Annotated in this window: 15 protein-coding genes and 1 tRNA gene; 10 read left to right on the forward strand and 6 right to left on the reverse strand. The window is 62.1% G+C overall.

Annotation, left to right across the window (positions count from 1 at the left end; all coding sequences use genetic code 11):
* The first annotated feature begins 151 nt into the window (after positions 1–151).
* The 4 genes from LB564_RS15195 to LB564_RS15210 all read left to right on the forward strand — a co-directional run bounded on the left by LB564_RS15195 (position 152) and on the right by LB564_RS15210 (position 3176).
* Positions 152–913: a 3-hydroxyacyl-CoA dehydrogenase gene (locus LB564_RS15195; protein ID WP_224538890.1), complete on the forward strand. Its 762-nt coding sequence runs from the start codon at positions 152–154 to the stop codon at positions 911–913.
* Between the two features lie 55 nt (positions 914–968).
* Positions 969–1766, forward strand: coding sequence for a HugZ family protein (locus tag LB564_RS15200; RefSeq protein ID WP_224538893.1), 798 nt, complete (start codon positions 969–971; stop codon positions 1764–1766).
* Between the two features lie 169 nt (positions 1767–1935).
* On the forward strand, positions 1936–2280 hold the full coding sequence (locus LB564_RS15205) for an ArsR/SmtB family transcription factor (RefSeq protein ID WP_140704674.1): 345 nt from the start codon (positions 1936–1938) through the stop codon (positions 2278–2280).
* A 101-nt stretch (positions 2281–2381) separates the two neighbouring features.
* Positions 2382–3176, forward strand: a complete 795-nt coding sequence (locus LB564_RS15210; RefSeq protein WP_224538896.1) for a TrmH family RNA methyltransferase — start codon at positions 2382–2384, stop codon at positions 3174–3176.
* 49 nt (positions 3177–3225) lie between these two features.
* Here LB564_RS15210 and LB564_RS15215 read toward each other — a convergent pair whose 3' ends face one another.
* Together LB564_RS15215 and LB564_RS15220 are read right to left on the reverse strand one after the other, a co-directional pair.
* Complete coding sequence (locus tag LB564_RS15215; RefSeq protein ID WP_224538898.1) at positions 3226–4377, reverse strand: hypothetical protein; 1152 nt, start codon at positions 4375–4377, stop codon at positions 3226–3228.
* Between the two features lie 156 nt (positions 4378–4533).
* Positions 4534–5070, reverse strand: a complete 537-nt coding sequence (locus LB564_RS15220) for a DUF1134 domain-containing protein (RefSeq protein ID WP_224538899.1) — start codon at positions 5068–5070, stop codon at positions 4534–4536.
* A 386-nt stretch (positions 5071–5456) separates the two neighbouring features.
* Between LB564_RS15220 and chpT the strand changes: the two genes are divergently transcribed.
* Positions 5457–6086 (forward strand): histidine phosphotransferase ChpT, encoded by a 630-nt coding sequence (gene chpT / locus LB564_RS15225; RefSeq protein WP_140704666.1) that lies wholly within the window; start codon positions 5457–5459, stop codon positions 6084–6086.
* 245 nt (positions 6087–6331) lie between these two features.
* Positions 6332–6736, forward strand: coding sequence for a PleD family two-component system response regulator (locus LB564_RS15230; RefSeq protein WP_140704664.1), 405 nt, complete (start codon positions 6332–6334; stop codon positions 6734–6736).
* 104 nt (positions 6737–6840) lie between these two features.
* Here the strand turns inward: LB564_RS15230 and ctrA are convergent, their stop codons facing one another.
* Complete coding sequence (ctrA, locus tag LB564_RS15235; RefSeq protein ID WP_006203583.1) at positions 6841–7536, reverse strand: response regulator transcription factor CtrA; 696 nt, start codon at positions 7534–7536, stop codon at positions 6841–6843.
* 451 nt (positions 7537–7987) lie between these two features.
* On the opposite strand from ctrA, the gene LB564_RS15240 reads away from it, so the two are divergent.
* Positions 7988–8365, forward strand: a complete 378-nt coding sequence (locus LB564_RS15240; RefSeq protein WP_140705050.1) for a flagellar export protein FliJ — start codon at positions 7988–7990, stop codon at positions 8363–8365.
* 99 nt (positions 8366–8464) lie between these two features.
* Here the strand turns inward: LB564_RS15240 and LB564_RS15245 are convergent, their stop codons facing one another.
* Positions 8465–8686 (reverse strand): winged helix-turn-helix transcriptional regulator, encoded by a 222-nt coding sequence (locus LB564_RS15245; RefSeq protein WP_224538901.1) that lies wholly within the window; start codon positions 8684–8686, stop codon positions 8465–8467.
* A gap of 7 nt (positions 8687–8693) precedes the next feature.
* On the opposite strand from LB564_RS15245, the gene LB564_RS15250 reads away from it, so the two are divergent.
* Positions 8694–8867, forward strand: coding sequence for a zinc-binding dehydrogenase (locus LB564_RS15250; protein WP_318012806.1), 174 nt, complete (start codon positions 8694–8696; stop codon positions 8865–8867).
* 71 nt (positions 8868–8938) lie between these two features.
* Here the strand turns inward: LB564_RS15250 and LB564_RS15255 are convergent, their stop codons facing one another.
* Entirely contained in the window at positions 8939–9214 is a 276-nt protein-coding gene (locus LB564_RS15255) for a DUF1153 domain-containing protein (RefSeq protein ID WP_006203587.1), read from the reverse strand.
* Positions 9215–9500: 286 nt separating this feature from the next.
* On the opposite strand from LB564_RS15255, the gene mnmA reads away from it, so the two are divergent.
* On the forward strand, positions 9501–10691 hold the full coding sequence (mnmA, locus tag LB564_RS15260; protein ID WP_224538902.1) for a tRNA 2-thiouridine(34) synthase MnmA: 1191 nt from the start codon (positions 9501–9503) through the stop codon (positions 10689–10691).
* A gap of 30 nt (positions 10692–10721) precedes the next feature.
* On the opposite strand, the gene LB564_RS15265 is transcribed toward mnmA, so the two are convergent.
* Positions 10722–11681, reverse strand: a complete 960-nt coding sequence (locus LB564_RS15265) for a Gfo/Idh/MocA family protein (RefSeq protein WP_224539220.1) — start codon at positions 11679–11681, stop codon at positions 10722–10724.
* A gap of 238 nt (positions 11682–11919) precedes the next feature.
* Between LB564_RS15265 and LB564_RS15270 the strand changes: the two genes are divergently transcribed.
* A tRNA-Met gene (locus tag LB564_RS15270) sits at positions 11920–11996 on the forward strand.
* The last annotated feature ends 97 nt before the right edge of the window (positions 11997–12093 follow it).

Below are 12093 nucleotides of genomic sequence, written 5' to 3' on the forward strand. Positions count from 1 at the left end.
GCTCCACGAAATTATGAGCGGTTTTCCGCGGTTCGCCGTTTCCTCAAGACGGCGAGCGGACCTTGACCTTGTCCGTCGATCCGGGCCTGATCCTGGCTCACGCAAAAGCCGGTTCTCATAAGAAGCCCGTTTTCAAGAAAAGGATGACGCCATGAATCCCAACGGCCAGATCGTGATCGTGACCGGCGGCGGCTCCGGACTTGGCGAGGCAACGGCGCGCGCGCTTGCCGCCAAGGGGGCGCGCGTCGCCATCTTCGACGTCGGCATCGAGCGCGCTGCCAAGGTCGCGGCGGAAATCGGCGGCATCGCCGTCCAGTGCGACGTCGCGAGTGCCGACAGCGGCGCCGCCGCACTGGCCGAGGTCGCCGCCAAGCTTGGCGAGCCGCGCATCCTGGTCAATTGCGCCGGCATTGCCATCGGCGTGAAGACGATCGGCAAGGATGGTCCCCATCCGCTCGAAGAGTACCGCAAGGTGATCGAGGTCAATCTGATCGGCACGTTCAACATGATCCGCCTTGTTGCCGACCGCGCCGCCAAACTCGAGCCGCTGCAGGGCGGCGAGCGCGGCGTCATCGTCAACACCGCCTCGGTCGCCGCCTATGACGGCCAGATCGGCCAGGCCGCCTATTCCGCCTCCAAGGGGGGCGTCGTCGGCATGACGCTGCCGGTGGCGCGTGATCTCGCCCGGTCCGGCATCAGGGTCTGCACCATCGCGCCCGGCATCTTCAAGACGCCGATGATGGCAGGCATGCCGCAGGACGTGCAGGACTCGCTGGGCGCCGCAGTGCCCTTCCCGTCACGCCTCGGCGAACCATCCGAATATGCGGCACTTGCCCTGCACATCGTCGAAAACCAGATGCTGAACGGCGAGACCATCCGCCTCGACGGCGCCATCCGTATGGCGCCGAGGTAAGGCATCACATGTGTGGGCACCTGCCTTCGCCAGACCCAGCATCGCTGGTTGATCAATGGAACAGGAAAATCAACGTAGCAGGGCGATAACCTTGGACGGTCGAAAGAAAGATGTAATCAGGAAGACCGACGCCGAGGCGATCCGGTTGGCCAAGACGCTTTTGCGCTGTGCGCGCTTCGGCGCCCTGGCAGTGCTGGAGCCGGAGACCGGATCGCCACTGGCCAGCCGGGTGGGCGTCGCCACCGACATCGACGGCGCGCCGCTTATCCTGGTGTCGATGCTGTCGGCGCACACGCCTGCCCTGCTCGCCGATCCGCGCTGTTCCCTGCTGCTCGGCGAGCCCGGCAAAGGCGATCCGCTGGCGCATCCTCGGCTGACACTGGTCTGCCAGGCGTCGCGGCTGGAGCGCGGCTCGCAGCCGCATGCCCGCGCCGAGCGCCGTTATCTCAACCGCAATCCCAAGGCGAGCCTCTATGCCGGGCTCGGCGACTTCTCATTCTTTCGCCTGGAGCCGCGACGCGCCAGCCTCAACGGCGGCTTCGGCAAGGCCTATCTGCTCGAACGGCCCGATCTCATCACCGATGGGCCCATCATCGAAGAACTCGCGGCAAGCGAACAGTCGGCCGTCGAGCACATGAATGCGGACCATCTCGACGCGATCGCCGTCTATGCCCGTCATTTCGCCAAGGCATCAGGCCATGGCTGGACCATAGCTGGTTTCGACCCCGATGGCATGGATCTGGTGTCTGGGGACAATGTTTGCCGGGTATTCTTCCCACAACCCTTGGTAAAGGCGCGGGAATTGCGTCCCGTTCTGGTCGAAATGGCCACGGCCGGCAGGGCCGCATCATAGACATAAGACGAAACTAAATTGCATTTGATCAAAAGCACCCTTGAGATTTGAAGGAAATGTTCTAGGCTTAGCTGTGGTGTTGACTCGTCGGCACCTTCGCAAGTGAATTTATGGATTCAGGCACCATTGCCCCCATGGCGCCTCGATGAGCAAACAGCATGGGGCATCAATGGTCTCGACAAAGCTAATCGCAAACGCCGAATCGGCCGCCGAATTTCTGATGCTGATGGGCAACGAAAAACGGCTGTTGATCATGAGCTATCTGATCGACGGTGAAATGTCGGTCGGCGCCATCGCCGAAAAGGTGATGCTCAGCCAATCCGCCCTCTCGCAGCACCTGGCCAAGTTGCGGGCGCTCGACCTCGTGGACACCCGCCGCGACCGCCAGATGATCTACTATTCCTGCAAATCCGATGCGGTGCGCGAACTGCTCGCCATGCTGGATGGCATTTTCGGCGGCGGCAAGGAAGATCTGTCCCAGATGGCGCAGAGGTTGCGTCGCGCCGGGACTTGACCGGGCACTGCCGCGGCCGTTTACCTCGCTGACGGTTTCCGGAGCGTCGCTCATGTGCCTTTGCCGGCACACGAGCCGCGCTTTTTATTGTTGAGCGGGACATGGACCCAATTCGCATCGACGACCCCCGCGATCCCCGTGTCGCGGCCTATTTCGATATCCGCGAGCGCGACCTGGCCGGCCGGCAAGGCCGCTTCGTCGCCGAGGGCAAGGTCGTGCTCGACCTGCTTTTGTCGTCGAGCCGCTTCGGTGCCGAATCCGTCCTGATCCTGGAAAACCGGCTTGGCGGGCTTGAGGACATACTGCGCAAGGCACAGGCGGACCTGCCGGTCTACGTCGTCGCCGGTGAGGTGATGGACGCCATCGCCGGATTCCACATGCATCGCGGCATCCTGGCCATCGGCCGCAAGGAGGCACTCCAGCCGACCGGTTCATTGCTGGATGCCTTGCCCGCCCGAGCCCTGGTCGTCGTGCTTGTCGGCATCGCCAACCACGACAATATGGGCTCGATCTTCCGCAACGCCGCCGCCTTCGGCGCCGATGCGGTTCTGATGGACCCGACATGCTGCGATCCGCTGTACCGCAAGGCGATCCGGGTTTCGGTTGGCGCCGTGCTCAAGGTCCCTTTCGCGTCCTTCGACGACACGGCGGACTTCACCGCGGACCTTGATCGGCGGGGTTATGACCAGTTCGCCCTGTCACCGCGCGGCCGGATCGACATAGGCGAGGCACGGCGTGGCGAGCGCCTGGCGCTCTATCTCGGCACAGAGGGAGAAGGCCTGCCCGAAAGCCTGCTCGCCCGTTTGCAAACGGTGCGGATCACCATGTCGAAAGGCTTCGACAGCTTGAACGTCGCCGCCGCCTCGGCAATTGCCTTGCATCATTTCTCGCAATGACGGGCGTGTGAGCCGGGACGCCTCGCGAGGGCGGCCAGCCCGCGCCGTGTCAGTTGGCTTCCGTCTTCTGCAGGTCCCGCACGCGGTCGGCCAGGCTGCGGTCGTGGCCGGCCGAACGGTTCTCCTGCGGTGCCGCCAGCGCCTTGGCGATTGGTGAATCGGGGCCTTCGAGCTTGGCCGTCAGGTGGACGACCTCCGCCGCCAACTCGTTCATCTGCTCACGCAGCGCGGCACCGCCATTCGTCAAACCCGAAGATGCCACGGCGCCGAGATCCGCCTTAAGGCGCTTGTTCTCGCGCGCCAGCGCCGTCAGCCTGGCCTCCAGCCGTTCGCGGTCGCCGTCGAGCTTGGCAATTGCCCGCTCCACGTCGTCGCGCATGCCGGCCTCGTCATGGCGGCCCGCTTCATCGGGCTTGCCGACCAGCCGCAGGGCCGGTGTGCCGTCCTCGGCTTTCGCTTTTTCCCGCAACCGCGCCAACTCCTTTTCGCGCCGATCCAGCTTGTCCTCTCGGTCGGCGAGCGTTGCCATCAGCCTCTCGACCTTCTTGTCGAGTTCGGCGGCCCTTTTCTTCTCGGCTTTCAGGGCATCGCGCGCGGCCTTGCTTTCCGCCGCGATCTCCTGGTTGCGCCGGTCCGCTTCCTTGCGCTGGCCGCGCAGCAGCGCGATGTCGCTGGCAAGCTTCTGCAATTCGGATTCGCGCGCCACGAGTTCGATCTGGCGGCTGCTGGAGGCAAAACTGGCATCGTCATACATGTGCTCCAGCTTTTCGAGATCGAGCGCCCGCCTTTCCAGTTTTCGCTCGGTTTCCTTGAGCCGCTCCGAAAGCTGATGCAGTTCTTCTTCGCGCTGCCGCAGCGCGTCATTCTTCGCACCGAGTTCGGCGAGCGCGCGGTCCTTGTCCGTGCGCTCGATCGCCAGCCCCTTCAGCGCCTCGCGGCCGCGATTGATCTCGACGAGTTGTTCGGCCACCTTCCCGCGCAATGCCTTGACGTTGATTTCGAGGCGCCGCGTCGTCATGGCGTACTCGGCCCGGATCCGGTCCTTGTCGGCCTGGATCTCGGCTTGCGTCAGCGGAATGGAGGCTTCGATGCGCCTGCGGGTCAGGGCGACGGCACGCCGCCAGACGGCCGGAGCCACCATCAGCGCCAGAAAGCCGGCACAGAGAAAGCCGAGGACAAAGAACAGGACCGACTGAACCAAAGGACTACCCGTTATCGACGACAACTTGGAAGGCTGGACCGTGCCATCTTGGCATGGCGGAAATCCGGCACCGCGGCAAGGGCTTGCCGCGGCTCATTCGGGTCGCGGGTTCGACAATCCGGTCAAAAATGCCGCGCTTCAATCATGTCGGACAGATCAGAACGGGTTCCACGTCGCCCGCTCGGTCAGTTTCAGGTAGCCGAGATTGACGCCGAGCCGTGCGCCGACGCCGGTACGGATGGGAACCAGCAGCACATTGTTGTTCTTCAGCACGTTGAAGCCGACGCCCGCAACCACATAGGCCGAACCGGCGACACCGCCATAGCGGTTGTAGAGATTGCCGACATCGTCGAGATTGTAGACCAGCATCATCACGCGCGAGCCCTCGCCGCCGAAATCCCAGCCCAGCGACGGGCCTTGCCAGAACACTTTGTGATCGCCGGCATTCTTGGTGTAGAGCGTGCCTTCGCCATAGGTCAGGCCGCCGATCAGCGCGCCGGATCCTTCCTCGCCGAGCAGATAACCATTGGGCAGGCCGTAGGAGGCGAAGATCTTCTCCACGACGGTGGCCAACCCACCCGATGTCGCGCCGAAGAACTTGTGGCCTGAATCGACAATCTCCTGAGCGGTGTACTCCTGGGCCCGCAGGGCCGATGGCGAGAAGACGAGAACGCCCATGAGCGTGATCGCCATTGAGAGGACACGGAGAAAACTCCGGTCATAGAATCGGGAAAACATGCTTCCAATCTCCGTCATGAAGCACTTTCGCCGACGCCTCGCATCCGTACGGCTCTTTAGGCGGCCGTTAAGGATGACTGTTAGGGGCAAACTATGCCGTAATTCTTTTTCAACCATTAAACTTCCACATGAAGATGGCGGTTCGAAGGCTGTTTGGCGGTCTCGCGAGGCCGGAAGCCTGCGCGAACACGCCATTTGCCCCGACGACAATTCCGGATTTGTTGCTGTACGTACGAGTGCTGTGTATTCAGAAGGCCTCGGGTTGGAACGTGATTCGTGTGGGCAGGCGCGATAACAGCTCGCCCGGTCACGACTAGTGGATTTTGCAGGGATTTTCACCGATGGCCGATCTGTTCACCCTCTCCGCTCCGGATCTGGCGGCGCTTTTGTGCAGTCGCGTCTGCCACGACATCATCTCGCCGGTCGGCGCGATCAACAACGGACTTGAACTGCTCGACGAGGGTGGCGCCGACGAAGACGCCATGCGGCTGATCCGCCAGAGTGCAAAGAACGCCTCTGCCCGGTTGCAGTTCGCCCGGATCGCCTTCGGCGCCGCCGGCTCGGCCGGCATGATGATCGACACCGGAGATGCCGAGGCCGTCGCCATTGCTTTCCTCAAGAATGAAAAGCCGGAATTGGTCTGGAACGGACCTCGCGCGCTGTTGCCGAAGAACAAGGTCAAGCTGCTGCTCAACCTGCTCCTGGTCGCCAATGCCGCCATTCCGCGCGGCGGCAAGCTGGTCGCGACCCTCGAGAATCTCGAAACCGAGCCGCGCTTTTCGCTTTCGTCAAGCGGGCCGATGCTGCGCGTGCCGCCGAAATTCCTCGAACTGCATTCCGGTCACAAGCCGGAGGAGCCGATCGACGCGCATTCGGTGCAGCCTTATTACACGCTGCTGCTGGCCCGCGAAGCCAACATGACGATTTCGATCCACGCGACAGCTGAGGAAATTGTCCTTTCAGCGGCCTGAGATCGGCACCGGCGACACGACCGAACAAAGTATTTCAATCTGAAATATTTCATTGACGCCCAATTGGGGCGCGATGAACTTTGCCAGCGCGGCAACCCCGAAGCATCGCGAAGGAAAAGTCCGACGAACGGCATCTTTGCAAAAATTTTACCTAACGGCTTTTCGGCTTCTTTACCAGATCGGTCTAGGCTGCACCGCAGATGCCCAGAACGACCGGATCGCCCAAGGGCAAAGAGGACCCGGATATGAAACGCTGCATGTTCGTCGACGATTCAAGCGTCATCCGGAAGGTTGCAAAACGCATCCTCGGCGGTTCCGACATGATGGTCATCGAGGCGGCCAGCGGACTTGACGCGCTGGAGATGTGCGCCGCCGACATGCCCGACATCATCGTCGTCGACGGCGCCCTGCCGGATGTGCAGGCGGTCGACCTCATCCGTCGCGTGCGCGCCATGGAAAGCCCGATCAGGCCGCAGATCCTGATCTCGCTGGTCGAGCTCGATATCGCCTCGATCATGCGGGCCAAGCGCGCCGGTGCCCAAGGCTACCTGTTGAAGCCCTTCAACCGCCCGCAGCTGCTCGAACGCTTTCGCGCCTTGAAGATCGCGCCTGATTCGGTGCTGGCGGGCAATTCCAGGAAAAGTGCGTAACGGTTCCGCCCGCGATTGCGTGAAACCGGATAGTTGCCTGTCCAACGCAAAAACCCGGCCGCGGCCGGGTTTTTTATTGAAAGAAATCGGACGCTGTTCGTCGCTCAGGCGCTGACGCGGATGTCTTCCGGTTCGCGCAGCACATAGCCGCGGCCCCAGACGGTCTCGATGTAATTCTGGCCACCGGACGCGGCGTCGAGCTTTTTGCGCAGCTTGCAGATGAAGACGTCGATGATTTTCAGTTCCGGCTCGTCCATGCCGCCATAGAGGTGATTGAGGAACATTTCCTTGGTGAGCGTGGTGCCCTTGCGCAGCGAGAGCAGCTCCAGCATCTGGTATTCCTTGCCGGTGAGGTGCACGCGCTGGCCACCGACCTCGACGGTCTTGGCGTCGAGGTTGACCACCAGATCGCCCGTGGTGATGACCGACTGGGCGTGGCCCTTGGAGCGGCGCACGATGGCATGAATGCGCGCCACCAGCTCATCCTTGTGGAACGGCTTGGTCATGTAGTCGTCGGCGCCGAAGCCAAGGCCGCGCACCTTGTCCTCGATGCCGGCCATGCCGGAGAGGATGAGGATAGGCGTCTTTACCTTGGAGAGCCGAAGCGTTCTCAAGACCTCGTAGCCGGACATGTCGGGCAGGTTGAGATCGAGAAGGATGATGTCATAGTCGTAGAGCTTGCCCAGATCGACACCCTCTTCGCCGAGGTCTGTCGTATAGACATTGAAACTTTCCGATTTCAGCATCAGTTCGATGCTTTGTGCGGTTGCACTGTCATCTTCTATCAGCAGAACACGCATTTCATTCCCCTTTTCTGCTGCCGGGTCATTTCACGACCCGTCCTGCCCCGGAGCAGTGGTTGCCTTGTGCAGAGGCTGCCATCAAATGGTTAACAAAACCTAATTTCCCGTCCAATACGGTACCAGATTTTTTAACCTCTTTCTACACCCTCTTGAATCTAATAATGAATCACAAACCCAAATTCCTAATGCGACACATTAACAACCTGGACTAAGCGACTCCAGGGACTCATCGAGGCGGCTTCGCTTCGGCGGCCGGAATTTTTACCCGGCCTTAAGCCCTGACCCGTATGATTAACAATGCCCGTAAACGAATGGTTACCGCCGGCAAAAAACTTTAGGGTTTTGTTTCCCATAGTGCGGGGAAAGCCGGTGGACATGGGCAGTGCTTGGGCCTTTCCAGGTGGTTTGGACGATATGTGCGGGTGTGCGTTTCCGGGAGTACCGAATCATGAAGTCACGTGAAAACCTCGTTCGACTGAAGCAGTTTCAGGTGAATGAGAAGCGGCGGCAGCTGCTGCAGCTCGACATGATGATCGCCGAGTTCGAACGCATGGCCGTCGAACTGGAGCTTCAGATCACCGCCGAGGAAAAGAAAGCCGGCATCACAGATATCAACCATTTCGCCTATCCGACCTTCGCCAAGGCGGCGCGCCTGCGCCGCGACAATCTCAGGAACTCGCAAGGCGACCTCGCCCAGCAGCGAAGCGCCGCCGAATCATTACTCGGCGAAGCTGAAGCGGAGCTTTCCAAGGCTGAAATGCTGGAATCGCGCGATACCAAGATTCGCGAGGCCGAAACCGGCGGCCGCAGCGCCATGATCGGCTGAACCGGCCGACATCGGCGCGGTTCGGCACGCCCACCGTCGGACGACAAATTGAACCAGCGCAGGGTGGCGGCCACAAAGTGTGCTGTTGGCAAGTAAGACCTAGGCTGCACTATCCCCTTCATTTCCAACGATCGCCCTTGCCCGCGCATCCTTGATATCGGGCGCATGCTGCTCGGCCCATGATCTGATCTGGGTGAGCAGTCCAGCCAGGTTCTGGCCGAGCTCGGTCAGTTCATATTCGACGCGCGGCGGGATGACCGGATAGACCTCTCGCCGCACCAGGCCATCACGTTCCAGCACGCGCAGCGTCTGCGTCAGCATCTTCGGCGTGACGCCCTTCGAGCTCGCGGGCGAGTTCGCCCCGCTGGCCTTTGCGCAGCGCGCAATCGATGCAGGCAAGCTCGCCGTTCACGTTGCCAAGAGCTTCCCACTCGACCAGGCCGGTGCCGCCCACGCCTTTCTTGCCACCAGGCCGATCGGCAAGGTGGCGCTGACGGTCTGAACGTGGGAAGCAGCAGGTCCAAAACGAAAGGGCGCGGAGTGCCGCGCCCTTTGATCGTGTTCAGGCCGGCTCTAGTGCCGGTATTGCTGGATACGCGTGGTGCGCAGCCCGGCAAGGCCGTATTCGTCGATCGACGCCTGCCAGGACAGGAATTCCTCCGTGGTCAGCTTGTAGCGCTGGCATGCCTCTTCGAGGCTCAGAAGTCCGCCGCGCACGGCTGCAACCACCTCCGCCTTGCGCCGGATAACCCAGCGACGCGTGTTCGTCGGCGGCAGATCGGCAATCGTAAGAGGGCTGCCGTCGGGCCCGATAACATACTTAACTCTAGGTCTAACCAGATCGGTCATCGTACTCTCTACAAAAAACTCAAAGACCCAATCCCCGCCACGTTACCGCCACAGCTTTAAAAATTGCCTAAGCAGACCCTAATGACTAGGTAAGGATCGTGAACGCCGCGTTAGTCTTTTCACGGGCATTTGAAATATCGGGCTCGAAGCCCTGTTTTAGCCCGGAGAAATGTTTCGTCCGCGGCGTCCGCCACACGCGGCGGGTCGCGGTGCAAGCTGGCGCCGTCGGAAAGCTTGACCTATATTCTCGACATTGGCATTTGAGGTGCCGCGGAATGAAAGCACCATGAACAGTCTCGACCTTCCCAGACGTCCCGAAGAAACCCGCATCGTCGTCGCCATGTCGGGCGGTGTCGATTCATCCGTGGTCGCCGGGCTGTTGAAGCGCGAGGGCTATGATGTCGTCGGCGTCACCTTGCAGCTCTACGATCATGGCGCGGCGACGCATCGGGCCGGGTCGTGCTGCGCCGGCCAGGACATCGACGACGCCCGCCGCGTCTCCGAGACGCTGGGCATCCCCCATTATGTGCTCGATTATGAAGAGCGTTTCCGCAAGGCCGTCATCGACCCGTTCGCCGAGAGCTATGTCGCCGGCGAAACGCCCATTCCGTGCGTGTCCTGCAACCAGACGGTCAAGTTCGCCGATCTCCTGGCCACGGCCAAGGATCTCGGCGCCGACGCGCTGGCCACAGGCCACTATATCCGCTCCGGCGCCAATGGCGCCCACCGGGCGCTTTACCGGCCGGTCGATGCCGACCGCGACCAGAGCTATTTCCTGTTCGCCACCACGCAGGCGCAGATCGACTATCTGCGCTTTCCGCTTGGCGGCCTGTCGAAGCCACAGGTTCGCGCCATCGCCGAGGAGATGGGGCTGACGGTCGCCGCCAAGCAGGACAGCCAGGACATCTGCTTCGTGCCGCATGGCAAATATTCCGACATCATCGCCAAGCTGAAGCCGGCCGCCGCCAATCCGGGCGACATCGTCCATATCGACGGCCGCGTGCTTGGCCGCCACGAGGGCATTCTGCGCTACACGATCGGCCAGCGCCGTGGCATCGGCATTGCCTCCGGCGAGCCGCTCTATGTCGTCCATCTCGATGCCGAGCGCGCCCGTGTCGTGGTCGGCCCGCGCGAGGCGCTGGAGACGCACAAGATCTATCTGCGCAACATGAACTGGCTGGGTGACGGCGCGCTCGCCGATGTGCCCGCCGGCGGCATGGAGCTGTTCGCCAAGGTGCGCTCGACCAGGCCGCCACGGCCGGCCGTGCTGCGCCACGAGGCAGGCGTGACCTCGGTCGAACTGGCCGATGGCGAATCCGGCATCGCGCCCGGACAGGCCTGCGTGCTCTATTCCGACGATGGCAACGAGGCCCGTGTCTTCGGCGGCGGCTTCATCGAGCGCTCCGAGCGCGGCGCCGAGGCCGAAGCGATGTTGAGCAGGCTTGCCGCGAAGCCGGCTCAGGTTGCCGCCGAATAGGCGCAGCCGGAGTAGAATTTCCAAACGGTCTCAGGATTTGGTGTGGGTGACGGTGCCCGCCGTCAGGATGCGCAGCACCCTGATCGCTTCCTCGCCGCTGGTGCGCGGTTCGGCGCGCGTCTCGATGCACTGGATGAAATGCTCCAACTCGCGCGTCAGCGGCATGCCCTGGGCAACCGCGACATAGGACGGTTCGTTCGTGGTGAACGCCCACTGGCCGCTGTCCTGCCACACCGCGTGGCGGTAGACGGCAAGCTTGCGCTCCCATGGCTCGACGTCGTCGAACACCGCCATCGCCTTGGTGCCGACCACGGTCAGCCGCCGCTCGCGATAGGGGTTGAGCCGCGAGGTGAAAAGATGGCTGCGCAGCCCGTTGGGAAAGCGCATGTGCAGATGCGCGAAATCGCTGAGATTGTCGAGGAGTGCCGCCCCCTCGCCGCGCACCTCGATCGGCTCCGTGCCGGTGATGGCCAGGATCATCGACAGATCATGCGGCGCCAGGTCCCAGAGCGCATCGTTCTCGGTATGGAACTTGCCGAGCCCCAGCCGGTGCGAATGGATGTAGCGGACCTCGCCGAGCTCGCCCTTGTCGATCAGCCCTTTCAGCGTCTCGAAGGCGGGATGGAAGCGCAGGACATGGCCGACCATGAACACGCGCCTATTGTCCTTGGCCGCCTGCACCGAGCGCTCGGCATCGGCCACCGTCAGCGCGATCGGCTTTTCCACCAGCACGTCCTTGCCGTTCTCGACGGCGCGCACGGCGAGATCGGCATGGAACTGCGGCGGCAGGGCCATGATGATGGCGTCGATGTCATCGCGGACGAACAGCTGGTCCGGCTCGATCGCCAGGCAATCCTGTTCGCTGGCGAAACCTTCGGCGCGGGCACGATTGGTGTCGGAAACCGCGTGCAAGGCGCCGAGCGCCTTGAGGGTGCGGATGTGGTTGGAGCCCCAGTATCCGCAACCGAGGACTGCAATGCGCGGCTTCATCTGTGTCAACTCTAAAAACTCGTGGCCGAGACATAGCGACGTGCCCCGTCGAACTCAACCCCGGCGGCCGCATCCAGCTGTTCGCGCGGCAAAGCTTTTCGCCAATGAGAATATGCGCCGATATCCAATGCATCGAAGCTTGACAGCCTCGCCCTCCCAACCTTATATCCGCCCGACCTTGGCGAACGCCTCGAAATGCCTTGCGATTTAAGGCGGATTTCGGGCCTGACGCCGCCCTGGCGGGGTAGCTCAGTTGGTTAGAGCACGGGAATCATAATCCTGGGGTCGGGGGTTCAAGTCCCTCTCCCGCTACCACTTCACACCCACTATCGAAGATAATGTTTGTATTGCAGCAGCCGGCTGATGCAGCCCGCTTTTCGGCATGCCGGGTCGCTGAGTGGAGAGTCACGGT

This window comes from Mesorhizobium sp. ES1-6, from assembly GCF_020164775.1.
In the GTDB taxonomy this organism is placed as follows: domain Bacteria; phylum Pseudomonadota; class Alphaproteobacteria; order Rhizobiales; family Rhizobiaceae; genus Mesorhizobium.

Bases quoted from the DNA above. Each gene is read 5' to 3' on its own strand.
- LB564_RS15210 (WP_224538896.1), top strand. From the start codon at position 2,382: ATGGACCCAATTCGCATCGACGACCCCCGCGATCCCCGTGTCGCGGCC.
- LB564_RS15195 (WP_224538890.1), top strand. From the start codon at position 152: ATGAATCCCAACGGCCAGATCGTGATCGTGACCGGCGGCGGCTCCGGA.
- LB564_RS15240 (WP_140705050.1), top strand. From the start codon at position 7,988: ATGAAGTCACGTGAAAACCTCGTTCGACTGAAGCAGTTTCAGGTGAAT.
- LB564_RS15230 (WP_140704664.1), top strand. From the start codon at position 6,332: ATGAAACGCTGCATGTTCGTCGACGATTCAAGCGTCATCCGGAAGGTT.
- chpT (WP_140704666.1), top strand. From the start codon at position 5,457: ATGGCCGATCTGTTCACCCTCTCCGCTCCGGATCTGGCGGCGCTTTTG.
- LB564_RS15200 (WP_224538893.1), top strand. From the start codon at position 969: ATGGAACAGGAAAATCAACGTAGCAGGGCGATAACCTTGGACGGTCGA.
- LB564_RS15245 (WP_224538901.1), bottom strand. From the start codon at position 8,686: ATGCTGACGCAGACGCTGCGCGTGCTGGAACGTGATGGCCTGGTGCGG.
- LB564_RS15255 (WP_006203587.1), bottom strand. From the start codon at position 9,214: ATGACCGATCTGGTTAGACCTAGAGTTAAGTATGTTATCGGGCCCGAC.
- mnmA (WP_224538902.1), top strand. From the start codon at position 9,501: ATGAACAGTCTCGACCTTCCCAGACGTCCCGAAGAAACCCGCATCGTC.
- ctrA (WP_006203583.1), bottom strand. From the start codon at position 7,536: ATGCGTGTTCTGCTGATAGAAGATGACAGTGCAACCGCACAAAGCATC.
- LB564_RS15265 (WP_224539220.1), bottom strand. From the start codon at position 11,681: ATGAAGCCGCGCATTGCAGTCCTCGGTTGCGGATACTGGGGCTCCAAC.
- LB564_RS15205 (WP_140704674.1), top strand. From the start codon at position 1,936: ATGGTCTCGACAAAGCTAATCGCAAACGCCGAATCGGCCGCCGAATTT.
- LB564_RS15220 (WP_224538899.1), bottom strand. From the start codon at position 5,070: ATGGCGATCACGCTCATGGGCGTTCTCGTCTTCTCGCCATCGGCCCTG.